Consider the following 22,571-nt stretch of genomic DNA (forward strand, 5'->3'; position numbering starts at 1 on the left):
AACTGATCGACAGCCGCTGATCGGTCAGCGGCTGTCGGCAGTGTCAGGCCCGGTTCAGGTACATGCGTGTGGTCAGCAGATACACCGGCAGGCCCGAGACAAGGATCAACAGGGCTGCATAGGGCGCTGCTGCCGCAAACTCGACGTTGGCGGTGTGTGCCCATACCTCGGTAGCCAACGTGGTCATGCCTGTCGGGCTGAGCAGCAGGGTTGCCGTGAGCTCTTTCATGGCATCCAGAAAGACCAGCGCAAAAGCTGCTGCCAGTGCCGGGAAGATGATCGGCAGGGTCACCCGGCAGAAGGCGCCAAACGACGTTGCGCCAAGGGTGCGTGCTGCCTCTTCCAGTTGCGGGGAGGCCTTGTTTAGTGCTGTGCGCACCGGCGCCTGGGCCAGTGGCAGAAACAGCAGGGCATAGGCCAGCAGCAACAGCCCGGTGGTCTGGTACAGGGCGGGCACGTAGTGCAAGGCGAAGTACACCAGCGTCAGGGCAATCACCAGCCCCGGCAGGGCATGTAACAAATACGGCAGGCGCTCAGCCCAGACTGCCAGGCGTCCCTTGTAGCGCACCACCAGGAAGCTCACTGGCAGCGCCAGTAGCAGGCTTACCCCGGCACCGCCCAGCGATAGCGACAATGAGGAGACCAGTGCCCGGCTGATATCGGCGACCGGGAAGGCTGCCGAAGAGCCGACACTGAGCCAGTACGCGAGCATGCCCAGCGGAATGCCGCTGCCCAGTAACATCAGTATCAGGCAGAACAGCTGTGCGATGGGCGTCCACGCACGCAGGCGCACGGGAGCAGCGCGACGTGCCACGCCTTGGCCGATACGTACATGGCGTGCCTTGCCGCGCACCCTCAACTCCAGCCATAGCATCAGCAGGCACATGAACAGCAGCACGGCTGACAGCATGGCTGCATTGGCATTGCTGAACTCCAGCTCGAATTGCTGGTAAATCGCCGTGGTGAAGGTTTGTAGCCCGAGGATCGACAGGGCGCCGAACTCCACCAGCATGTGCAGGGCGATCAGCAGGCTGCCGCCGAGAATCGACGGCCAGAGCAGTGGCAGGGTGATTCTGAAGAACACTCCCCAGCGATTCTGGCCCAGGGTGCGTGCCGACTCCTCCAGGGAGGTGTCGAGGTTGCGCAGTGTTGCGGCCACCGGCAGGAACACCAAGGGGTACTTGGACAGCGCCATCACCAGAATCGCCCCGCCCAGCCCTTCGAAACGCGGGCTCAGGGATACCCAGGTAAAGCCGCTGACAAACGCGGGCACGGCAAATGGCAGGCACAGGACGACGCCCCACAGGCGCCTTCCCGGCAAGTCGCTGCGTTCCAGTAGCCAAGCCAGCGCCAGGCCGAGTATCGCGCACGCAAGCGTAACGCCGACCATCAGCAGCAGCGTGTTGCGCATCAGGCCCCATACAAAGGGTCGCCAGAGCAGGCGCAAGGCTTCGTGCAGCCCGGCCTGCCAGGCCTTGAGCCCAACATACAGCAACGGCAGCAGGCTGAGCCCGACCAGCAGCAGAACCGGTAGCACCACCCAGATCGAGGGGCGCTTTCGTCGCGGTACATAGGCGACCGAGGCCGCCAAGGGCAGGGCGGCGCTCATCAGAGCAGGCCAACTTCGCGTTCGAGTTCCAGGGCTTCCTCGGCGTTACCCAGATCGGCCGGGGTGATTTTCGGTGGACGCAGGTCTTCGAATGGCTTCAGGCCCTGATCAGAGACCATGCCTTTGTGCAGCGGGTATTCGGCGGTGGTTTGTGTGATCACCCGTTGGCCTTCTTCACTGGCCATCCAGGCCAGCAGCGCCTGGGCTTCCTGTGGGTGCTTGCTGGCCTTGACCGCTGCCGCGCTGGAAATGGTCACCAGGCCGCCGGCATCGCCATCGGCAAGGTAGTAGAGCTTCGAATCGAGCTGGCCGCGCTCTTTTTTCAGGGCGTACCAATAGTAGTTGTTGACCAGTACCGCGGCGACTTCACCATTTTCCACGGCTTTGAGCGCGACCATGTTGTTGGTGTAAGTCTTGCCGAAGGCTTTCAGGCCGGTCAGCCATTCCTCGGCGGCTTCGCGGCCGTGGAGTTTGAGGATTGCAACGGCCTGTTCCTGGAAGGCGCCGCTGGTAGGGACGAAACCGATCTTGCCGTCCCATTCCGGGTTGGCGAAATCCATGACCGAAGGCGGCAGCGACTTCTCGTCGATCACTTTGGGGTTGAAGGCGACGACGCGCGTGCGTGCGGTTACACCCATCCAGGTGCCATTGTTGGCAACGTATTCCTTGGGCAGAACCTGCAAGGTTGCATCGTCGATCTTGGCCAGCAGGCCGAGTTCACCCAGGTTGTTAAGGGGTGGCGACTCTTCGGTGTAGATGACGTCGGCGGGGGAGCGATCGCCTTCCTCGATGATCTGGCTGGCCAGCTGGTTGCTGCTGCCCTTGCGGATATTGATGTGAATGCCAGTCTTGGCCTCGTAGGCTTTGGCGATGGCTTCACCGATTTCCTTGTGTTGGCCGTTGTACAGGGTCAGCGACACGGGGTCGGCGGCCATGGCCGGAGGGGTGCCCAGTGCCAGTGTGAACAGGGAGGCGGCCAGGCCGCGCAAAATCGGTTTGATGCGAATCGTCATGCGGGTACTTCCTCGCTTACGGGTACAAATCTGGAAACAATAATAAACGATATTGTTTCTCAAGTACGCCAGTGAGGAAAAATTCATGAGCAGGCTATCGTTGCCATTCGCCCTTACTGAGAGGGAGGGGCGTAGCTGCAGGTGGGGGATAAGTACTTTTCGCGAGGCATAAAAAAACCCGCTTTCGCGGGTTTCTTTAGAAATATGGTGCCCAGAAGAAGACTCGAACTTCCACGACCGTAAGGTCACCAGCACCTGAAGCTGGCGTGTCTACCAATTTCACCATCTGGGCAAAAGTAAAGCTTTAAAGCATGAAACGGTGTAGCGTGTTGCATAAATTTCAGATGCTTTAGGCTAATCTGAAATTTGAAATTGGTGCCCAGAAGAAGACTCGAACTTCCACGACCGTAAGGTCACCAGCACCTGAAGCTGGCGTGTCTACCAATTTCACCATCTGGGCATTTCGTTAAGGTCACATGATGCTTCACATCACGTTGCTTCTCAACTATAACGACGGTGTCCGTCGCTGTGGTGCGCATAATACGGATGCTCAAAACGGCTGTAAAGCCCTGTTTGGAAAAAATCTTAAAAAATTCAAGTTGTTGTCCAATGACAGCACTTATAGCCCCTCACAGGGCTCTGGCGGGGCTGTCCAAGGCCGAAATTTCCGGTTTCAATACGCCTATGCCAAACTAACCCTTATATAGACAAGGTGAACCCCTCCTAATGGCCGATTGGCAGACCCTCGATCCCGAGGCCGCTCGTGAAGCGGAAAAATACGAAAACCCCATCCCCAGCCGTGAGCTGATCCTGCAGCACCTCGCCGAACGAGGCTCGCCAGCTGCCCGTGAGCAGTTGGTGGAGGAGTTTGGCCTGACGACCGAGGACCAGATCGAAGCCCTGCGCCGCCGGTTGCGTGCCATGGAGCGTGATGGTCAGTTGATCTATACCCGGCGCGGCACTTATGCCCCGGTGGACAAGCTGGACCTTATCCTCGGCCGCATCTCCGGCCATCGCGACGGTTTCGGCTTCCTGATCCCGGATGACGGCACTGAAGACCTGTTCCTCAGCCCGGCGCAGATGCGTCTGGTGTTTGACGGTGACCGAGCCCTGGCTCGCGTTTCCGGCGTTGACCGCCGTGGTCGCCGCGAGGGTGTGCTGGTCGAAGTCATTTCCCGTGCCCATGAAAGCATCGTTGGCCGTTACTTCGAGGAAGGCGGCATTGGCTTCGTAACGCCGGATAACCCGAAAATCCAGCAGGAAGTGCTGGTGACCCCGGGGCGCAGTGGCAACGCCAAGATCGGCCAGTTCGTCGAGGTGAAAATCACCCACTGGCCGACACCCCGCTTCCAGCCTCAAGGCGACATCGTCGAAGTCATCGGCAACTACATGGCGCCGGGCATGGAGATCGACGTCGCGCTGCGTAGCTACGACATCCCGCATGTCTGGCCGGAAGCCGTCATCAAGGAAGCCCGCAAGCTCAAGCCGGACGTCGAAGAGAAGGACAAGGAAAAGCGCATTGACCTGCGCCACCTGCCGTTCGTCACCATCGACGGTGAAGACGCCCGCGACTTCGACGATGCGGTCTACTGCGAGAGCCTGGGCAAGCTGCGCCTGTTCTCCGGAGGCTGGCGCCTCTATGTCGCAATCGCCGACGTGTCCAGTTATGTTCGCCTCGGCTCGGCACTGGATGCCGAGGCGCAGGTGCGCGGTAACTCGGTGTACTTCCCCGAGCGCGTCGTGCCGATGCTGCCCGAAGAACTGTCCAACGGGCTGTGCTCGCTGAACCCGCATGTCGACCGCTTGGCGATGGTCTGTGAAATGACCATCAACAAGTCTGGCCAGATGGTCGACTACCAGTTCTACGAAGCGGTGATCCACTCCCATGCACGCCTGACCTACAACAAGGTCAGCAGCATGCTTGAGCATTCGCGTACGCGTGAGGGCAAAGCCCTGCGTGACGAGTACAGCAACGTGGTGCCGCACCTCAAGCAGCTCTATGCGCTGTACAAGGTGCTGTTGACCGCTCGTCACAGCCGTGGCGCGATTGATTTCGAGACTCAGGAAACCCGGATCATCTTCGGTTCCGAGCGCAAGATCGCGGAAATTCGACCGACTGTGCGCAACGATGCTCACAAGCTGATCGAAGAGTGCATGCTGGCGGCCAACGTTGCCACTGCCGAGTTCCTCAAGAAGCATGAAATTCCGGCCTTGTACCGGGTCCATGACGGTCCGCCACCGGAGCGTCTGGAAAAACTGCGTGCGTTCCTCGGTGAGCTGGGGCTGTCGCTGCACAAGGGCAAGGATGGTCCGTCGCCGAAGGACTACCAGGCGCTGTTGGCACAAATCGCCGACCGTCCGGACTTCCACCTGATCCAGACCGTCATGCTGCGCTCGTTGAGCCAGGCGGTGTACAGCGCCGATAACCATGGTCACTTCGGCCTGAATTACGAGGCGTATACCCACTTCACCTCGCCGATTCGCCGTTATCCCGACCTGCTGACCCATCGGGCCATCCGCAGCGTGATCCGTTCGCGTCAGGATACCCCGCACGTCAAGCGCGCCGGGGCCATGAGCATTCCGAAGGCACGGATCTACCCGTACGACGAGAACACCCTGGAACAGTTGGGTGAACAGTGCTCGATGAGCGAGCGGCGCGCTGACGAGGCGACCCGCGACGTGGTCAACTGGCTCAAGTGCGAGTACATGAAGGACCGCGTGGGCGAGAGCTTCCCAGGCGTGATCACGGCTGTGACCGGTTTCGGCCTGTTCATCGAGCTGACCGACATCTACGTGGAAGGCCTGGTGCATGTCAGTGCCTTGCCGGGCGATTACTACCACTTCGATCCGGTTCACCATCGGTTGTCTGGTGAGCGTACCGGTCGCACGTTCCGCCTGGGCGATACCGTTGAGGTGCGGGTCATGCGTGTCGATCTCGACGAGCGCAAGATCGACTTCGAGATGGCCGAGAAAACCCTCAGCGCGCCGATCGGTCGCAAGCAACGCTCGGGCTCCGAGCCTGCTGCCGAGAAGGCCGCTGCGCCAGCGCCAAGCGCCGAACCGTCGCGTCGCAGCAAGAAAAGCGAGACCGCCGAGGCTTACTTCCCGTCCCATGCGGCGGCGAAGAATGCCGAGGTGCGCAAGAGCCGCGAAATGAAAAAGGCCTTGATGGCCGACGCCAAGGGCAGTCACGCCGCTGGCAAGTCGTCGTCCGGCAAGCCTGCGGCCAAGCCAAGCAAACACCGCAAGGGGCCGCCGAAGTCTGGCGCTGCTCCGCGTAAGAAGGGCAAGTCATGAGTCAGTTGGAAAAAATCTACGGCGTGCATGCCGTAGAGGCCCTGTTGCGTCATCATCCCAAGCGGGTCAAGCAGATCTGGTTGTCTGAAGGGCGCAGCGAGCCACGTATCCAGGCGCTGCTGGAGTTGGCCGGGCAGAACCGCGTAGCGGTCGGTCAGGCGGAGCGGCGTGAACTGGACGCCTGGGTCGAGGGCGTTCACCAGGGTGTGGTGGCCGAGGTCAGCCCGAGCCAGGTCTGGGGCGAGAACATGCTCGAGGAACTGCTTGAGCGTACCGAGGGTTCGCCGTTGATCCTGGTGCTCGATGGCGTAACCGACCCGCACAACCTGGGTGCCTGCCTGCGTACCGCCGATGCGGCCGGTGCAACCGCGGTGATCGTGCCCAAGGACAAGTCGGCGACCCTGACGCCCGTCGTGCGCAAGGTGGCCTGTGGTGCCGCCGAGGTTATCCCGCTGATCGCGGTGACCAACCTGGCGCGGACACTGGAAAAGCTCCAGCAGCGTGGCTTGTGGGTCGTCGGCACGGCCGGCGAGGCCGAGCAGGAGTTGTACCAGCAGGACATGACCGGCCCGATCGTGCTGATCATGGGTGCCGAAGGCAAAGGCATGCGTCGCCTGACTCGTGAGCACTGTGACTTCCTGGTGAAATTGCCGATGGCCGGCAGTGTCAGCAGCCTGAACGTCTCGGTGGCTACAGGTGTCTGCCTGTTTGAAGCGGTGCGCCAGCGCCGCGCATGACGGCCTGCCAAGGCCCGCGTCTACAGCGATGCTGCAGGCGCGGGCCTTGTCGTTAAGGGCTGTAGAGCGTCGCGCTTCTCTTGCGCAACGTTGTTCAAATAATCACCAATTACCTTGCTTGTCTGCGGGCGCTTCTCTACAATTGCGGCCCTTGTCGTGTTGGCAGGCGCGCATGTGCCTCTTTCCAAGGCAGGACATACAAGTGTCATTCACTCCTTGTCTGACCACTCTGGTGGCAGACTACAACCCGTAAGGAGCATTCATGCGTCATTACGAAATCATCTTTCTGGTCCACCCTGACCAGAGCGAGCAAGTCGGCGGCATGGTTGAGCGTTACACCAAGCTGATCGAAGAAGACGGCGGCAAAATCCACCGTCTGGAAGACTGGGGCCGTCGTCAACTGGCCTACGCAATCAACAATGTTCACAAGGCTCACTACGTGATGCTGAACGTTGAGTGCACCGGCAAGGCCCTGGCCGAGCTGGAAGACAACTTCCGTTACAACGATGCCGTGATCCGTAACCTGGTCATCCGTCGCGACGAAGCCGTTACCGGCCAGTCCGAGATGCTCAAGGCTGAAGAGAACCGCAGTGAGCGCCGTGAGCGTCGCGACCGTCCTGAGCATGCTGACAGCGCCGAAGGCGATGACAGCGACAACAGCGACAACAGCGATAACGCTGACGAGTAATCCACGGACCTTTTGAGGAGCCAATTACATGGCACGTTTCTTCCGTCGTCGTAAATTCTGCCGCTTCACTGCTGAAGAAGTGAAAGAGATCGATTACAAAGATCTCAACACCCTGAAAGCTTATGTATCCGAAACCGGCAAGATCGTTCCAAGCCGTATCACCGGTACCAAAGCTCGTTATCAGCGTCAGCTGGCTACCGCTATCAAGCGCGCCCGCTTCCTGGCCCTGCTGCCCTACACCGACAGCCACGGCCGCTGAGACCGGGTCGTCGACAAGTAGCAAGGGATAGAACGCATGCGCGCCTTGGCTGATTTCATCATGCGCGGTCGCGTGCAGGCCACTTTAGTGGTGGTTGGTTGTGCGGCAATGCCGCTGCTGTTCTGGTTGAGTGCCGCCGCCGGGAGCCTGGTGTTCCTGCGGCGCGGTTTCAGTGACGCCTCCGGTGTCCTCGCCTGGGCTTTGTTGCCCGCGTTGGCCTGGTGGTTCTTCGGTGACCCACGCATCTTGATGGTGCTGTTGGGAACGCTTGGCCTGGCTGCGTTTTTACGCGCGGGGCAGTCCTGGAACAGGGTGCTGTTGATCAGCACTGCCTTGGGGTTGGTGTACGGTGTGGTTCTTGGGTCGGTTTTCCGCGAACCGGTCGAAGCTTTGTCACAAGCGCTTGAGAAAGCCTTGCCGCAAATGCTCGACGGGCTCTACCAGCAGTTGACGGTAGAAGAGCGAGCGCACCTGGGTAGCCTTATCGCGCCAGTTCTCTACGGCCTGATCGCCGCGTTGTTGCAAGCCGTCAGTCTGTTGGCCCTGATATTGGGTCGCTACTGGCAGGCAGTGTTGTATAACCCGGGTGGCTTCGGTCGCGAGTTTCGCGCCGTCAGACTACCGCTGGTGCCGGCGCTGGTGCTGCTGGCGTGCATGCTGATCGGGCCCAATTTCGGGGCCGGGTTGGCGATGTTGACGCCGATTTGCAGTGTACCGCTGATGTTCGCAGGGGCTGCCCTGTTGCATGGGCTGGTGGCGCAGGGCCGGCTGGCAAGGTTCTGGCTGGTTGGGTTGTACGTGACACTGCTGCTGTTCATGCAGCTGATTTATCCGTTGCTCGTGGTGTTGGCCATTGTCGACAGCCTGATTGATTTTCGCGGCCGCGGGGCGCCAAAAAATGGTGCCGACAACGGTTCCGCGAACGGTGAAGGTTAAAAGTTAAGAGGTTATTACCAAATGGAACTGATCCTGCTGGAAAAAATCGCCAACCTGGGCAACCTGGGCGATAAGGTAAATGTTAAGGCTGGTTACGGCCGTAACTACCTGCTGCCGCAAGGCAAGGCCACCGTTGCCAACGCTGCCAACCTGGCTGCGTTCGAGGAGCGTCGCGCCGAGCTGGAAAAACTGGCTGCAGACAAGAAGTCTTCTGCTGAAACCCGCGCTGCCCAACTGGCCGAGCTGGAAGTGACCATCACTGCCACCGCTGGCGACGAAGGCAAGCTGTTCGGTTCGATCGGCACCCACGACATCGCTGATGCCCTGACCGCCTCCGGCGTTGAAGTGGCTAAAGCTGAAGTTCGTCTGCCGAACGGCACCATCCGTAATGTTGGCGAATACGACGTTGCCGTGCACCTGCACAGCGATGTTGAAGCCACCGTTCGCGTGGTTGTTGTCGCAGCCTAAGCTGCACCAATCGGCTGGCACCTCGCGTGTCAGCCGGTTAACATCGGGCACGATCCTGCTAGGCAGGTCGTGCCCTTTGTCTTTTTCGTCTCCCTGATTTCCGTGTGGCCATGAACGAGATATCCGCTCCCGAACAATACGATCTGCAAACTGCTGCCCTGAAGGTGCCGCCGCATTCCATCGAGGCCGAACAGGCTGTGCTCGGTGGCCTGATGCTGGACAACAACGCCTGGGAGCGCGTGCTGGATCAAGTCTCGGATGGCGATTTCTACCGGCATGACCACCGCCTGATCTTCCGTGCGATCTACAAGCTGGCCGATCAGAACACCCCGTTCGATGTGGTAACCCTGCATGAGCAGCTGGATCGGGAAGGTCTCAGCTCCCAGGTGGGTGGGTTGGGTTACCTCGGTGAGCTGGCCAAGAACACGCCATCGGTCGCCAACATCAAGGCCTATGCGCAGATCATTCGTGAGCGGGCGACCCTGCGTCAGCTGATCAGCATCAGCAGCGAGATTGCCGACAGTGCCTTCAACCCGCAGGGTCGCAACGCGGCAGAGATTCTCGACGAAGCCGAACGGCAGATCTTCCAGATCGCCGAAGCGCGTCCAAAGACCGGCGGCCCGGTTGGGGTCAACGAGCTGCTGACCAAGGCCATTGACCGTATTGATACCCTGTTCAACTCCGACAGCGATATCACCGGTATTTCCACGGGTTATACCGACTTGGATGAGAAGACCAGCGGTCTGCAGCCCGCTGACCTGATCATCGTCGCCGGCCGTCCGTCGATGGGTAAGACCACCTTCGCCATGAACCTGGTGGAGAATGCGGTGCTGCGCAGTGACAAGGCGGTACTGGTGTACTCCCTCGAGATGCCAGGCGAATCGCTGATCATGCGTATGCTCTCGTCGCTCGGGCGTATCGACCAGACCAAGATCCGTTCCGGTCAGCTTGATGACGATGACTGGCCGCGCCTGACGTCGGCTGTCAACCTGCTCAATGATCGCAAGCTGTTCATCGACGATACGGCCGGTATCAGCCCGTCGGAAATGCGTGCCCGTACCCGTCGTCTGGTGCGCGAGCATGGCGAGATCGGCATGATCATGATCGACTACCTGCAGTTGATGCAGATCCCGGGCTCCAGCGGTGACAACCGTACCAACGAGATCTCCGAGATCTCCCGCTCGCTCAAGGCGCTGGCCAAAGAGTTCAACTGCCCGGTCATCGCCCTGTCGCAGCTTAACCGTTCCCTTGAGCAGCGGCCGAACAAGCGCCCGGTGAACTCCGACTTGCGGGAATCCGGAGCGATCGAGCAGGATGCTGACGTGATCATGTTCGTCTACCGCGATGAGGTCTACCATCCGGAAACCGAACACAAAGGCATTGCCGAAATCATTATCGGCAAGCAGCGGAACGGCCCGATCGGCTTTGTCCGGCTGGCGTTCATCGGTAAATACACGCGCTTCGAGAACCTGGCGCCGGGTAGCTACAACTTCGACGACGACGAGTAATTTTCGCAGCGCCAATTCCGAGCTGCAGCGTCGGAATTGGTCAAAATTTGTGCTATAGTCCGCGCCCGCGATTTTCCTGTACTTCAGAACCGGTCACTGACATGCAAGCAGCCAAACCACTTTTCGACTATCCCAAGTACTGGGCCGAATGCTTCGGACCAGCACCGTTCCTGCCGATGAGCAGGGAGGAGATGGATCAGCTCGGCTGGGATTCCTGCGACATCATCATTGTGACCGGTGACGCCTATGTCGATCACCCGTCGTTCGGTATGGCCATCATCGGCCGTCTGCTGGAAGCCCAAGGGTTCCGGGTGGGGATCATTGCCCAGCCGAACTGGCAGTCGAAAGACGACTTCATGAAGCTGGGTGAGCCGAACCTGTTTTTCGGTGTCGCTGCGGGCAACATGGACTCCATGATCAACCGCTACACCGCCGACAAGAAGATCCGTTCCGACGACGCCTATACGCCGGGTGGCCTGGCCGGCAAGCGTCCGGATCGCGCCAGCCTGGTCTACAGCCAGCGCTGCAAGGAAGCCTACAAGCATGTACCGATCGTGCTGGGTGGCATCGAGGCTTCGCTGCGCCGGATCGCACATTACGACTACTGGCAGGACAAGGTGCGTCATTCGATCCTGATCGACGCCTGTGCCGACATCCTGCTTTACGGCAATGCCGAGCGGGCCATTGTCGAAGTGGCCCAGCGCCTGTCGTACGGCGAGAAAATCGAAACCATTACCGACATTCGTGGCACGGCATTTGTTCGTCGGGACACCCCTGAAGGCTGGTACGAGGTCGACTCCACACGTATCGACCGTCCGGGCAAGATCGACAAGATCATCAACCCGTACGTGAATACCCAGGACACTCAGGCCTGCGCCATCGAGCAAGAAAAAGGCCCGGTTGAAGACCCGAATGAACCGAAGGTCGTCCAGTTGCTGGCGAGCCCGCGGATGACCCGCGACAAGACCGTGATTCGCCTGCCGTCCTTCGAGAAGGTCCGTGGCGACGCGGTGCTCTACGCTCACGCCAACCGTGTGCTGCACCTGGAGACCAACCCAGGCAACGCCCGGGCGCTGGTGCAGAGACACGGTGACGTGGACGTCTGGTTCAACCCTCCGCCCATTCCGATGACTACTGAGGAAATGGACTATGTGTTCGGCATGCCCTATGCGCGCGTGCCGCACCCGGCGTATGGCAAGGAGAAAATCCCGGCCTACGACATGATCCGTTTTTCGGTCAACATCATGCGCGGCTGCTTTGGTGGCTGCACCTTCTGCTCGATCACCGAGCACGAAGGCCGGATTATCCAGAACCGCTCTGAAGAGTCGATCATTCGTGAGATCGAAGAGATTCGCGACAAGGTGCCTGGGTTTACCGGTGTCATCTCCGACCTTGGCGGCCCTACCGCGAACATGTACCGAATCGCCTGCAAGAGCCCGGAAATCGAGTCCGCGTGCCGCAAGCCGTCGTGCGTGTTCCCCGGCATTTGCCCGAACCTGAACACCGACCACTCGTCGTTGATTCAGTTGTACCGCAGTGCGCGTGCCTTGCCGGGTGTGAAGAAGATCCTGATCGCCTCGGGCCTGCGTTATGACCTGGCGGTAGAGTCGCCGGAGTACGTCAAGGAACTGGTGACTCACCACGTTGGCGGTTACCTGAAGATTGCGCCGGAGCACACCGAAGAAGGCCCGCTGAATCAGATGATGAAGCCGGGTATCGGTACCTATGACCGCTTCAAGCGTATGTTCGAGAAATTCTCGAAAGAGGCGGGCAAGGAACAGTACCTGATCCCGTACTTCATTGCGGCGCACCCGGGCACTACCGATGAAGACATGATGAACCTGGCCCTTTGGCTCAAGGGCAATGGCTTCCGTGCTGACCAGGTACAGGCGTTCTATCCATCGCCAATGGCGTCGGCTACCGCCATGTACCACTCGGGCAAGAACCCGCTGCGCAAGGTCACCTACAAGAGTGACCCGGTCACGATCGTCAAGAGCGAGGCACAGCGTCGCCTGCACAAGGCATTCCTGCGCTATCACGATCCGAAGGGCTGGCCGATGCTGCGTGAGGCGCTGGAGCGTATGGGCCGTAGCGACCTGATCGGCCCGGGCAAGCACCAGTTGATCCCGTTGCACCAGCCTGCAACCGACAGCTACCAGAGTGCGCGACGCAAGAACTCGACACCGGCAGGCAGCCACAAGGTCGCCAAGGATCAAAAGATCCTGACTCAGCACACTGGCCTGCCGCCGCGTGGCAGCGATGGTGGCAAGCCGTGGGACAAGCGCGAAGAGGCCAAGGCGGCAGCGTTCGCCCGTAACCAGGATGCGGCCAAGGCGCGCAAAGACGCCGCCAAGGGCAAAGGCAAGAAGAAGCCGCGTCAGCCGGTACTGCCGCGCTAACCTGGCCTTGGCCCGCGCGCCGGGGTGGTGCGTTGCCCGTGGCAAGGCACGATTCTGGTGCGCCAATAGGCTAAGCCGTGCGCAGGCACGGCGTAGCCGCTCATGGCACAACTCTTGCGCGCTTCAGGGTTGACCTTGGCCCTTGAGCGCTGCCATGCCTGACCAGCCTGACTCCTACCATGAACTGTTGCAGGGCGACGGAGCGGTACGCCCGCACTGGCAGGCGCTGTTCGCGCAGTTGCAGCGAAGCAGCCCCGAGCAGTTGGCGCAGCGTCAGGCGCTGTTGACCCGCCAGCTTCAGGAAAATGGTGTCACCTATAACATCTACGCCGACCCCAAGGGCGCTGATCGCCCGTGGGAGCTGGATCTGTTGCCGCACGTGTTGTCTGCCGAGGAATGGCAGCCACTGGCCGCCGGTATCGCTCAGCGTGCTCGTCTGCTCAATGCGGTACTGGCCGATACCTACGGACCGCAACAGCTGCTGGCCGACGGGCTTTTACCTCCGGAACTGATCTACGGGCACAACAATTTTCTCTGGCCCTGCCAAGGTATCGAAGTGCCTGGCGGAACCTACCTGCATGTCTACGCCGCTGACCTTGCACGCGCGCCGGATGGGCGCTGGTGGATCACTGCAGACCGTACCCAGGCGCCTTCTGGTGCTGGCTATGCCCTTGAGAACCGCACAATTCTTTCGCGGGCCTGGCCGGAGCTCTACCGCAGCCTCCATGTACAGCACCTGGCGGGTTTCTTTCGAACCTTGCAGCAGACTCTCGCCGAGACGGCACCGAGTGAAGGGGAGGCGCCGCTGGTGGTGCTGCTGACCCCCGGGCGATTCAACGAGAGTTACTTCGAACACCTGTATTTGGCGCGGCAACTGGGTTACCCCTTGGTCGAGGGTAGCGACCTGACGGTGCGCGATGCCACCGTGTACCTCAAGACACTGGATGGTTTGCGTCGTGTTCACGGCATTTGGCGGCGTCTTGACGATGACTTCTGCGACCCGCTGGAGTTGCGCACGGATTCGGCATTGGGCGTTCCTGGTTTGCTCGATGCCGTGCGTCAAGGGCGCGTGCTGGTGGCCAATGCCTTGGGCTGCGGTGTGCTGGAGTCACCCGGCCTGCTTGGTTTTTTGCCCGCTATCAATGAGCACCTGTTCGGCGAGGCCTTGAGCCTGCCCTCCGTTGCCAGTTGGTGGTGCGGCGAGCCTCCGGCATTGGCACAGGCGCTGGAGAAACTGCCAGACCTGGTGTTCAAGCCAGCGTTTCCTTCGCAGCGGTTCACGCCCGTGTTGGGAGGCGCACTTGATGCTGAACAACAGCAGGCGCTGGCGTCGCGTATCGGTGCGCGACCGGCTGTCTATGTTGCCCAAGAGCGGGTGCAGTTGTCCCAGGCGCCGGTCTGGCAGGTCGATCAACGTGCACTGCAATCCCGTTCGGTAGGTATGCGTGTTTACGCCGTGGCCTGTGCCGATGGCTATCGGGTGTTGCCTGGCGGGCTGGTGCGGGTGTCGGCACAGGCCGATGCCGACGTGATCTCGATGCAGCGTGGTGGTGCCAGCAAGGATGCCTGGGTGTTGGGTGAGCAGGCCTGCGCCGGTGAGCAGTGGCGGGCGCGGCACAGTATTGGCGTGGCGGACCTGATTCGTCGCGACCCGTACTTGCCCTCGCGGGTGGTGGAAAACTTGTTCTGGTTCGGCCGTTACTGTGAGCGCTGTGATGTGGGGGCGCGCTTGTTGCGCATTCTGTTGACCCGTTACCTGGACGATGACAGTCCACTGGCGCTGGAGGGGGCTGTGGCGTTGGCGGACGGCTTGTCATTACTGCCAGAGGGCGCAAGCCTGCCCGAACGTTTGCGTGCTGCATTGCTGGATGCCGAATGGGGCTTCGGTTTGCGCGCCAACCTGCAGCGCTTGCAGGGCGCAGCCGCTCAGGTGCGCGGCAAGCTCTCACGGGAAAACTGGCAGGCGCTGCAGGAGTTGCAGCGGCAAGCGCGAGTGCTGGAGAACGCGGAGGCGGGCTTCGGTGAGCTGCTGGAAACCCTCGACCGTCTGGTCATGTCGTTGGCGGCGCTGTCGGGCTTCGCCCTGGACGACATGACCCGTGATGAGGGTTGGCGCTTCCTGATGATCGGGCGCCGACTGGAGCGGCTGCAAGCCTTGAGCGACAACCTGGCACTGTTCTTGAGTGGCCCGGCAGTGTTTGACCAGGCCGGGCTGGAGGCCTTGCTGGAGCTGGGCAACAGCAGCATCACTTACCGCTCGCGTTACCTGGAGGTCGCTCAGTTACTGCCGGTGCTCGACCTGCTCGTGCTTGATGAGCAGAACCCGCATGCCCTGTTGTTTCAGCTCAAGCTCACGACGACCTCGCTCAACCGCCTGCACCGTGACCTCGGTACACCGCTCGAGCCCGAACTGGTTAGCCTGGCTGAACGGTTGCGCCGCTATGACCTGGCGACGGTGCAAGGTGCATCGACGGTCAATGTCGCGCTTGCTGAACTGGTTGGTTTGCTGGAAGGCATTTCTTCGGCATGTGCTCACGTGGCTGAGCGTTTGGCGTTGCGTCACTTTGTGCATGTCGACGATCTTAGCCAGCAGACGGTGTCGATCTGATGAGTGTCCGTTACCAGGTGGTTCATGAAACCCTCTATCGCTACACCAGCCCGGTGTCGTTGGCCCAGCAACTGGTTCATTTGTGGCCGCGCGACTGTGCCTGGCAGCACTGCACTGAGCGGGACATGCAGATCAGCCCGGCGCCGACCCGGCGCAGTGATGCGCTGGACGTCTTTGGCAACCCGTTGACCCGCCTGGCGTTTGATTGCCAGCACGACGAACTGCGCATCGAGACCCGACTGACGCTTTGTGTGTACGCCAGGGCGTTACCGGATCTGGCTCGCTCGCAACCCTGGGAGGCGGTGCGAGAGGCGCTGAGTTACAGCAGTCGACCGTTTTCCGCCGAGCGCCTGGAGGCCTGTCGCTATTGCTTCGAGTCGCCACAGGTGCGGCTCAAGCAACGGTTTGTGGCCTATGCAGATAGTTGCTTCGTGCCGGGCCGTCCATTGCTGTTGGCGGTGCAGGCGTTGATGGAAAAGATCTTCAACGAGTTCACCTTCGATGCAACGGCAACACAGGTTGCCACGCCGCTACTGGAGGTGCTGGAGCGACGTCGTGGTGTATGCCAGGACTTTGCCCACCTGATGCTCGCCTGTCTGCGCTCGCGGGGCCTGGCGGCGCGCTATGTCAGTGGTTATCTATTGACGCGACCGCCACCCGGCCAGCCGCGCCTGATCGGTGCTGATGCGTCGCATGCCTGGGTTTCGGTGTTCTGCCCGGACCAGGGCTGGGTGGATTTTGACCCGACCAACAACCTGCGGCCTGCGTTGGAGCACATCACCTTGGGCTGGGGACGCGACTTTTCCGATGTCTCGCCGCTGCGTGGGGTGATTCTTGGCGGTGGCAGCCATGACCCGGAAGTACGGGTCACGGTCACCCCCTTGGCTTGAAATCAGGCGGGCTGCTGGTCGGCCCACTTGGGTGGCACTACCGGCTTCCAGTGCTCAAGGGCATCGAGCAGGGCGTCAGGCGAGGTGTTTTTCTGTAGCAGCGTGCGGTGTTGTTCACGGACGAAGCCTTCGCTGACCATGTGGTCGAGAAAGCCGGTCAGCTTGTCGTAGAAGCCGTTTACGTCCAGCAAACCGAGTGGTTTGCCGTGGTAACCCAGTTGGCCCCAGGTCCAGACCTCGAACAGTTCTTCGAGTGTACCCAGGCCTCCGGGCAGTGCGATGAAGGCATCACTGAGTTCGGCCATGCGCGCTTTGCGTGCGTGCATACCGTCGACCACTTCCAGGCGGCTCAAGTTGGGGTGGCCGATTTCAGCACTTTTCAGGCGCTCGGGAATGATCCCGACGACCTCGCCACCGGCCGCCAGGGCCGCATCGGCGACGATCCCCATCAGGCCCACGGCACCGCCACCATAAACCAGTGTCAGGCCGCGTTGGGCAATCGCCTGGCCCAGCGCTTCGGCGGCTGCCCGGTAAGCGGGGCTGGCGCCGGTACTGGCACCACAAAACACACAAACGGAACGTAACGACATGGCGCTCTCCTGATTGTTGAGCGCGACAGGGTAAAGCGCCATTGGGTGCCTTCCAAGTGCTGTGTCATTCCGGGCGGGAGAACTCACAGGCGGCGCCGCTGGCGCCACAGGCGTAGGCGGCCAGCAGGCTGCGCATCAGACTATTGAGGGACATGATAGTTACTCCTAATTAAGCGGTTGTTTCATCGTCCAACAAAGGGGCATGATGGGCACGTTGATTGTCTTGATGAGCACCATAGAACAAATTCACTGCCCGGCTAACGATGCAGCGCTTGACCCATATCACGGGGCTTGCCATGCGTATCGGGCAGTCTGAAGACGATAAAAAACCCTGCCATGGAGATTCACGATGTTTGCCAAACTTGTTGCCGTATCCCTGCTGAGCATTGCCAGCGCCCAGGTCATGGCCGCTGAATGCAAGGTCACGGTCGACTCCACCGACCAGATGTCCTTCAATACCAAGGAAATCGCCATCGACAAGAGCTGCAAGCAGTTCACGGTTGAACTGACCCACTCCGGTTCAATGGCGAAGAGCGTCATGGGCCACAACCTGGTGGTGAGCAAGGAGGCCGACATGCAGGCCATTGCTACCGACGGCATCGGCGCCGGTCTCGACAATAACTACCTGAAAGCAGGTGATACCCGGGTTATCGCGCACACCAAAGTCATCGGCGCTGGCGAGAAAGACTCGCTGACGATTGACGTTTCCAAGCTGGCGGCTGGTGAGAAGTACGGTTTCTTCTGCTCGTTCCCAGGCCACATTGCGATGATGAAAGGCTCTGTCGTTCTGAAGTAACGCCACTTCCCCATCGCGGGCAAGACCCGCTTCAACAGTGTGTTGGAGCAGGCTTGCCTGCGATGCTGTCAGCGTCTACGTACGTCTTATGGTGCGAACGGCACCACGCGCTTGTGGTGGGTTTTCTCGAAGGTTGTCCGGATGATCTCGAAGGCTTCCTGGCTTACCGGCTCGCCATGCAGGAAGGCATCGATCTCCTGGTAGGTCACCCCGTGGGATGCTTCGTCCGGCTTGCCCGGTGCGAGGTCTTCCAGATCGGCCGTTGGTACTTTCTCGACCAGTGATTCCGGTGCACCGAAGCTGCGTGCGATTGCCCGTACCTGATTTTTCACCAGGCCGCTGAGCGGTGCCAGGTCGCAGGCGCCGTCGCCGAATTTGGTGAAGAAGCCCATCACTGCTTCAGCGGCATGGTCGGTACCGATCACCAGGCCTTGGCGTGCGCCAGCGATGGTGTACTGGGCGACCATGCGCATGCGCGCCTTGGTGTTGCCGAGGACGAAGTCGACCATGCTTGGCTTGCCCCCTTCCAGCGCCTTGACCTCGGCTGCCAGCGCCTTGACGGCTGGGCCGATGTTCACCGTATGGCACTCGTCGGGCTGAATGAAGTCGATGCAGGCCTGGGCGTCATGTTCATCGTGCTGCACCTGATAAGGCAGACGCACCGCGATGAACCGGTACTGCTCGTCACCGGTCTTGCTGCGCAGTTCGTTGATTGCACGTTGCGCCAGCAGGGCAGCCGTCAGCGAGTCGACCCCGCCACTGATGCCCAGTACCAGGGTTTTGAGCCCGGCAGCTTGCAGACACTGCTGGATAAAGGCGATGCGTCGGGCCACTTCGGCCTTGAGCGCGGCATCGTCGGCGAACGGCGGCTGCACCTTGAGCTGCTGCGCAATCTCTAGCTGGACGGCTTGCATGGGTTACTCCTTGCTGGGAACTTTGAATACGTGGCGCAGGTAGGCGACGAAGTTCTCGTCGCGGCATTGGATCTTTGCCGCCTCGTCGGAAATCTTGGCGACAGGCTGGCCGTTGCAATCGGTCATTTTAAGCACGATGTTCATCGGCGCCACCCCGGGAATGTCACAGGTCAGGTTTGTGCCGATACCGAAGCTGACATTGATCCGTCCGCGCAGTGCGCGAAAGATCTGCAGCGACTTGGTCAGGTTCAGGCCGTCTGAAAACACCAGTGTCTTGCTCATCGGGTCGATGCCCAGTGTTCGGTAATGGGCGATGGCTTTCTCGGCCCAGAGGATGGGATCGCCCGAATCGTGGCGCAGGCCATCGAACAGCTTGGCGAAGTACAGGTCGAAATCGTTGAGAAAGGCATCCATGGTGATGCAGTCTGTCAGCGCGATCCCCAGTAGCCCGCGGTACTCGCGGACCCAGCAGTCGAGTGCGGCGATCTGGCTGTCGATCAGCCGAGGCCCTAACTGCTGGTGCGCCATGATCCATTCGTGGGCCATGGTTCCCAAGGGTTTGATATCCAGTTTCCGTGCCAGATGCACATTACTGGTGCCGACGAAACGGGCCGGGAAGTCCTCCTTCAATACGCGGACCACCTCTTCCTGTACGCGGTAGGAGAAGCGCCTGCGGGTGCCGAAATCGGCCACCTGCAACTCGGCCAGCTCGTCTGCGCTGGCATTGGCCTTGAGCCAGTCGAATTTGCGGTACAGCTGTTCGCGTGCCTGCTCCAGTTTGACCTGCGGATACCGGTGACGATTGCGTACTTCGCTGATGATCGCCAGCAACGGGACCTCGAAAAGAATCACGTGCAGCCAGGGGCCGCGCAGGCGCAGGTAGAGCTGGTCGTTTTCTATACCCAATTGCAGGTAGCGCAGGTCGAAACGAAACAGTCCGAGAAAGCGCAGGAAATCGGGTTTGAGAAAGCTGATCTGCTCAAGGAAGCCCAACTGCCCGTTGCCCAGGCTCAGTTCCGGCAAGCGCTCGATCTGCTCGCGGATCTCTGTCAGGTAGGGGCGCAAGTCTTCACCGTTGCGGCAGCGAAACTCCCATTCGACATCGACGTTCGGGTAGTTATGCAGGACAGCCTGCATCATGGTCAGTTTGTAGAAGTCGGTGTCGAGCAGGTTTTGCACGATGCGATCAGCGAAGGCGCTTTCGCTCATAAAAGGCTCCAGATGGGGCGCAGGATGGGTTCATTGTGCCAGCCTTTTTTCTCTAAAGGCTGGGAAAACCGGTAGCAGGCTATGGGTAACGGTCTGTTGCGGAGCATTGAGCCTCCCTGCGATGGTGCCCGTTGTAGCAGTCGCGCACCAAGGATGTGCAGTTCGGTTACGCATGCTGTAACAGGTTGGTTGCACGTAACTCAAAACGGTGGTTGCAATGATGGCACTTGCGGGTTGCCCTTTTTCCGGGTTTCAGGTGGCGCCAAAGCGGATGTAGACGGTTGCACAGCCTGTAAAAAAAGGCCGCAAATCCGCAGCCTTTGCTTTGCACGTGAGTTTTTTCGGAATGTAAAACCGATGGCACGGCCCTTGCTCATAGCTAGTGCTGAAAGTTGTAGTGCCAACCAAAAAAACTCTAGGAGCACCACCTCATGTCGCAGACGTTTTACAAGAAAGGCTTCTTGGCCCTTGCCGTTGCTACGGCGCTGGGTGTTTCTTCGTATGTTCAGGCCGACATCAAGATCGGTGTAGCGGGCCCGATGACCGGTGCCAACGCGGCGTTTGGCGAGCAGTACATGAAAGGTGCCCAGGCGGCAGCGGACGAGATCAACGCCAAGGGTGGGGTCAACGGCGAAAAAATCGTGCTGGTGAAGGGCGATGACGCGTGCGAGCCGAAACAGGCCGTGGCTGTCGCCAACCGCCTGGTCGATCAGGACAAGGTGGCGGGCGTCGTCGGGCACTTCTGCTCGTCTTCGACCATTCCTGCTTCCGAGGTGTATGACGAAGCAGGTGTGATTGCAATCACCCCAGGCTCCACCAACCCGGCCGTCACCGAGCGCGGCCTCGGTGCGATGTTCCGCATGTGCGGCCGTGATGACCAGCAGGGCATTGTCGCGGGTGATTACATCGTTGACGTGCTCAAGGGCAAGAAGGTTGTCGTGCTGCACGACAAGGACACCTACGGTCAGGGTCTGGCTGACGCAACGAAGGCCCAACTGGAGAAACGTGGCGTGAAGCCTGTGCTGTACGAGGGCCTGACCCGTGGCGAGAAAGACTTCAGCGCCGTGGTCACCAAGATCCGTGCTGCGGGAGCCGACGTGGTTTACTTCGGTGGCCTGCATCCAGAGGCTGGCCCACTGGTTCGGCAGATGCGTGAACAAGGTCTGAAAGACGTGAAGTTCATGTCCGATGACGGCATCGTGACCGACGAACTGGTGACCACCGCTGGCGGCCCACAGTACGTCGATGGCGTGTATATGACCTTCGGTGCCGACCCGCGCCTGCTGCCAGACAGCAAGACGGTGGTCGATGCCTTCCGCAAGGCCGGCACCGAACCTGAAGGCTACACCCTGTACGCCTATGCCTCGGTCCAGGCCCTGGCCGCCGGTTTCAACGGCGCCAAGTCGAACAAGGGTGAAGACGCCGCCAAGTGGCTGAAGGCCAACCCGGTCAAAACCGTCATGGGCGAGAAGACCTGGGACGCCAAAGGCGACCTGAAAGTCTCCGACTATGTGGTCTACCAGTGGGACAAGGACGGCAAGTACCACCAGCTGGAAAAACAAAAATAACACCGGCTTCCGGCCTGGGCCGCAGTGGCTGCCCGGGCCGTTACCCGCTTGATTGCCGTACCTGTCTTTTCTCGTAGATCTGCACAACCCTGCGCTGCGAGGGTCGCTTCATCCAGGGCCCACCGTAGTCGGCGCTTGTGCAATCTCAAATACGTGAGATTGCGTTATGGATGGTATTTTTCTGCAGCAACTGATCAATGGACTGACCCTCGGGTCTGTCTATGGTCTGATCGCCATCGGCTACACAATGGTCTATGGCATTATCGGCATGATCAACTTCGCGCACGGCGAGGTGTATATGATCTCCGCTTACCTGGCGGCGATCAGTCTGGCATTGCTGGCGTACTTCGGTATCGAATCCTTCCCGCTGCTGATGCTCGGGACGCTGATCTTCACGGTCGTGGTCACCGGTGTTTACGGTTGGACCATCGAGCGCATTGCCTACAAACCCCTGCGTAACTCCACCCGTCTGGCGCCCTTGATCAGTGCCATCGGGATCTCGCTGATCTTGCAGAACTATGCACAGATCAGTCAGGGTGCACGTCAGCAAGGTGTGCCGACGCTGCTCGAAGGTGCCTGGCGCCTGGAAGTGGGCAGTGGTTTCGTGCAGTTGACCTACACCAAGATCTTCATTCTGGTGGCCGCCTTCGTGGGTATGGCGCTGCTCACCTATATCATCAAGTTCACCAAGTTGGGGCGCATGTGCCGTGCGACTCAGCAGGATCGCAAGATGGCCTCGATCCTGGGGATCAACACTGACCGGGTGATCTCCTACGTGTTCATCATCGGCGCAGTCATGGCTGCACTGGCTGGCGTGCTGATTACCATGAACTACGGCACCTTCGACTTCTATGCCGGCTTCATCATTGGCATCAAGGCATTCACCGCAGCGGTACTTGGCGGCATCGGCTCGCTGCCAGGGGCCATGCTCGGCGGAATCATTCTGGGTATCTCCGAGTCGCTGTTCTCTGGCTTGATCAACTCCGACTACAAGGATGTGTTCAGTTTCTCGCTGCTGGTGATGATCCTGATCTTCCGTCCCCAAGGCCTGCTGGGTCGCCCACTCGTGGCGAAGGTGTAAG

18 protein-coding genes and 2 tRNA genes are annotated in these 22,571 nt (G+C 60.1%); 13 read left to right on the forward strand and 7 right to left on the reverse strand.

Going from position 1 to position 22,571, the window contains the following annotated elements; genetic code table 11:
* Positions 1-43: 43 nt before the first annotated feature.
* The 4 genes from ACZ9H3_RS17925 to ACZ9H3_RS17940 form a co-directional block, all read right to left on the reverse strand.
* Positions 44-1,609 carry an ABC transporter permease gene (locus ACZ9H3_RS17925; protein ID WP_476221791.1) on the reverse strand — a complete coding sequence of 522 codons (1,566 nt, stop codon included), beginning with the start codon at positions 1,607-1,609 and terminating at the stop codon, positions 44-46.
* On the reverse strand, positions 1,609-2,622 hold the full coding sequence (locus tag ACZ9H3_RS17930) for an extracellular solute-binding protein (protein WP_065758764.1): 1,014 nt from the start codon (positions 2,620-2,622) through the stop codon (positions 1,609-1,611). Before ACZ9H3_RS17930 ends, ACZ9H3_RS17925 begins: the two co-directional genes overlap by 1 nt.
* 205 nt (positions 2,623-2,827) lie before the next feature.
* A tRNA-Leu gene (locus ACZ9H3_RS17935) sits at positions 2,828-2,914 on the reverse strand.
* Between the two features lie 81 nt (positions 2,915-2,995).
* Positions 2,996-3,082 (reverse strand) — tRNA-Leu (locus ACZ9H3_RS17940).
* A 266-nt stretch (positions 3,083-3,348) separates the two neighbouring features.
* On the opposite strand from ACZ9H3_RS17940, the gene rnr reads away from it, so the two are divergent.
* The 10 genes from rnr (at position 3,349) to ACZ9H3_RS17990 (ending at position 16,412) form a co-directional block, all read left to right on the forward strand.
* Positions 3,349-5,919 (forward strand): ribonuclease R, encoded by a 2,571-nt coding sequence (gene rnr, locus ACZ9H3_RS17945; protein WP_102052364.1) that lies wholly within the window; start codon positions 3,349-3,351, stop codon positions 5,917-5,919.
* The gene (rlmB, locus tag ACZ9H3_RS17950; RefSeq protein WP_163935989.1) at positions 5,916-6,656 is read left to right on the forward strand and encodes a 23S rRNA (guanosine(2251)-2'-O)-methyltransferase RlmB; all 741 of its coding nucleotides are present in this window, start codon (positions 5,916-5,918) and stop codon (positions 6,654-6,656) included. The genes rnr and rlmB overlap by 4 nt, the downstream gene beginning before the upstream one ends.
* A gap of 262 nt (positions 6,657-6,918) precedes the next feature.
* Positions 6,919-7,344, forward strand: coding sequence for a 30S ribosomal protein S6 (gene rpsF / locus ACZ9H3_RS17955; RefSeq protein ID WP_065757891.1), 426 nt, complete (start codon positions 6,919-6,921; stop codon positions 7,342-7,344).
* A gap of 28 nt (positions 7,345-7,372) precedes the next feature.
* Positions 7,373-7,603, forward strand: a complete 231-nt coding sequence (rpsR, locus tag ACZ9H3_RS17960; RefSeq protein WP_065757892.1) for a 30S ribosomal protein S18 — start codon at positions 7,373-7,375, stop codon at positions 7,601-7,603.
* A gap of 36 nt (positions 7,604-7,639) precedes the next feature.
* The gene (locus tag ACZ9H3_RS17965; protein ID WP_476221796.1) at positions 7,640-8,539 is read left to right on the forward strand and encodes a hypothetical protein; all 900 of its coding nucleotides are present in this window, start codon (positions 7,640-7,642) and stop codon (positions 8,537-8,539) included.
* 21 nt (positions 8,540-8,560) lie between these two features.
* Positions 8,561-9,007 (forward strand): 50S ribosomal protein L9, encoded by a 447-nt coding sequence (gene rplI, locus ACZ9H3_RS17970; protein ID WP_065757894.1) that lies wholly within the window; start codon positions 8,561-8,563, stop codon positions 9,005-9,007.
* A 110-nt stretch (positions 9,008-9,117) separates the two neighbouring features.
* The gene (dnaB, locus tag ACZ9H3_RS17975; protein WP_065757973.1) at positions 9,118-10,515 is read left to right on the forward strand and encodes a replicative DNA helicase; all 1,398 of its coding nucleotides are present in this window, start codon (positions 9,118-9,120) and stop codon (positions 10,513-10,515) included.
* A 101-nt stretch (positions 10,516-10,616) separates the two neighbouring features.
* On the forward strand, positions 10,617-12,914 hold the full coding sequence (locus ACZ9H3_RS17980; RefSeq protein ID WP_065757895.1) for a YgiQ family radical SAM protein: 2,298 nt from the start codon (positions 10,617-10,619) through the stop codon (positions 12,912-12,914).
* A 154-nt stretch (positions 12,915-13,068) separates the two neighbouring features.
* Positions 13,069-15,522, forward strand: a complete 2,454-nt coding sequence (locus ACZ9H3_RS17985) for a circularly permuted type 2 ATP-grasp protein (RefSeq protein ID WP_476221798.1) — start codon at positions 13,069-13,071, stop codon at positions 15,520-15,522.
* Positions 15,522-16,412: a transglutaminase family protein gene (locus ACZ9H3_RS17990; protein ID WP_476221800.1), complete on the forward strand. Its 891-nt coding sequence runs from the start codon at positions 15,522-15,524 to the stop codon at positions 16,410-16,412. Before ACZ9H3_RS17985 ends, ACZ9H3_RS17990 begins: the two co-directional genes overlap by 1 nt.
* A gap of 2 nt (positions 16,413-16,414) precedes the next feature.
* On the opposite strand, the gene ACZ9H3_RS17995 is transcribed toward ACZ9H3_RS17990, so the two are convergent.
* Positions 16,415-17,002: an LOG family protein gene (locus ACZ9H3_RS17995; RefSeq protein ID WP_065757974.1), complete on the reverse strand. Its 588-nt coding sequence runs from the start codon at positions 17,000-17,002 to the stop codon at positions 16,415-16,417.
* A 349-nt stretch (positions 17,003-17,351) separates the two neighbouring features.
* On the opposite strand from ACZ9H3_RS17995, the gene azu reads away from it, so the two are divergent.
* A complete protein-coding gene (azu, locus tag ACZ9H3_RS18000) occupies positions 17,352-17,798 on the forward strand; it encodes an azurin (protein ID WP_476221802.1) in 447 nt (148 codons plus the stop codon).
* An 86-nt stretch (positions 17,799-17,884) separates the two neighbouring features.
* Here azu and nadE read toward each other — a convergent pair whose 3' ends face one another.
* Both nadE and pncB read right to left on the reverse strand, forming a co-directional pair.
* A complete protein-coding gene (gene nadE / locus ACZ9H3_RS18005) occupies positions 17,885-18,712 on the reverse strand; it encodes an ammonia-dependent NAD(+) synthetase (protein WP_065757899.1) in 828 nt (275 codons plus the stop codon).
* Between the two features lie 3 nt (positions 18,713-18,715).
* Positions 18,716-19,921 (reverse strand): nicotinate phosphoribosyltransferase, encoded by a 1,206-nt coding sequence (gene pncB / locus ACZ9H3_RS18010; protein WP_476221805.1) that lies wholly within the window; start codon positions 19,919-19,921, stop codon positions 18,716-18,718.
* A gap of 431 nt (positions 19,922-20,352) precedes the next feature.
* On the opposite strand from pncB, the gene ACZ9H3_RS18015 reads away from it, so the two are divergent.
* Both ACZ9H3_RS18015 and ACZ9H3_RS18020 read left to right on the forward strand, forming a co-directional pair.
* Positions 20,353-21,489: a branched-chain amino acid ABC transporter substrate-binding protein gene (locus tag ACZ9H3_RS18015; RefSeq protein WP_330522310.1), complete on the forward strand. Its 1,137-nt coding sequence runs from the start codon at positions 20,353-20,355 to the stop codon at positions 21,487-21,489.
* Positions 21,490-21,655: 166 nt separating this feature from the next.
* Positions 21,656-22,570 (forward strand): ABC transporter permease subunit, encoded by a 915-nt coding sequence (locus ACZ9H3_RS18020; protein WP_065757902.1) that lies wholly within the window; start codon positions 21,656-21,658, stop codon positions 22,568-22,570.
* The last annotated feature ends 1 nt before the right edge of the window (position 22,571 follow it).

The organism is Pseudomonas sp. TE3910, assembly GCF_056279025.1.

Excerpts from the sequence above, each read along its gene's own strand:
- ACZ9H3_RS17995 (WP_065757974.1), bottom strand. The coding sequence starts at position 17,002 with ATGTCGTTACGTTCCGTTTGTGTGTTTTGTGGTGCCAGTACCGGCGCC.
- ACZ9H3_RS17925 (WP_476221791.1), bottom strand. The coding sequence starts at position 1,609 with ATGAGCGCCGCCCTGCCCTTGGCGGCCTCGGTCGCCTATGTACCGCGA.
- rpsR (WP_065757892.1), top strand. The coding sequence starts at position 7,373 with ATGGCACGTTTCTTCCGTCGTCGTAAATTCTGCCGCTTCACTGCTGAA.
- ACZ9H3_RS17985 (WP_476221798.1), top strand. The coding sequence starts at position 13,069 with ATGCCTGACCAGCCTGACTCCTACCATGAACTGTTGCAGGGCGACGGA.
- ACZ9H3_RS18020 (WP_065757902.1), top strand. The coding sequence starts at position 21,656 with ATGGATGGTATTTTTCTGCAGCAACTGATCAATGGACTGACCCTCGGG.
- pncB (WP_476221805.1), bottom strand. The coding sequence starts at position 19,921 with ATGAGCGAAAGCGCCTTCGCTGATCGCATCGTGCAAAACCTGCTCGAC.
- nadE (WP_065757899.1), bottom strand. The coding sequence starts at position 18,712 with ATGCAAGCCGTCCAGCTAGAGATTGCGCAGCAGCTCAAGGTGCAGCCG.
- rnr (WP_102052364.1), top strand. The coding sequence starts at position 3,349 with ATGGCCGATTGGCAGACCCTCGATCCCGAGGCCGCTCGTGAAGCGGAA.
- ACZ9H3_RS17930 (WP_065758764.1), bottom strand. The coding sequence starts at position 2,622 with ATGACGATTCGCATCAAACCGATTTTGCGCGGCCTGGCCGCCTCCCTG.
- ACZ9H3_RS17980 (WP_065757895.1), top strand. The coding sequence starts at position 10,617 with ATGCAAGCAGCCAAACCACTTTTCGACTATCCCAAGTACTGGGCCGAA.
- ACZ9H3_RS17990 (WP_476221800.1), top strand. The coding sequence starts at position 15,522 with ATGAGTGTCCGTTACCAGGTGGTTCATGAAACCCTCTATCGCTACACC.
- rplI (WP_065757894.1), top strand. The coding sequence starts at position 8,561 with ATGGAACTGATCCTGCTGGAAAAAATCGCCAACCTGGGCAACCTGGGC.
- rlmB (WP_163935989.1), top strand. The coding sequence starts at position 5,916 with ATGAGTCAGTTGGAAAAAATCTACGGCGTGCATGCCGTAGAGGCCCTG.
- rpsF (WP_065757891.1), top strand. The coding sequence starts at position 6,919 with ATGCGTCATTACGAAATCATCTTTCTGGTCCACCCTGACCAGAGCGAG.
- azu (WP_476221802.1), top strand. The coding sequence starts at position 17,352 with ATGTTTGCCAAACTTGTTGCCGTATCCCTGCTGAGCATTGCCAGCGCC.
- dnaB (WP_065757973.1), top strand. The coding sequence starts at position 9,118 with ATGAACGAGATATCCGCTCCCGAACAATACGATCTGCAAACTGCTGCC.
- ACZ9H3_RS18015 (WP_330522310.1), top strand. The coding sequence starts at position 20,353 with ATGTCGCAGACGTTTTACAAGAAAGGCTTCTTGGCCCTTGCCGTTGCT.
- ACZ9H3_RS17965 (WP_476221796.1), top strand. The coding sequence starts at position 7,640 with ATGCGCGCCTTGGCTGATTTCATCATGCGCGGTCGCGTGCAGGCCACT.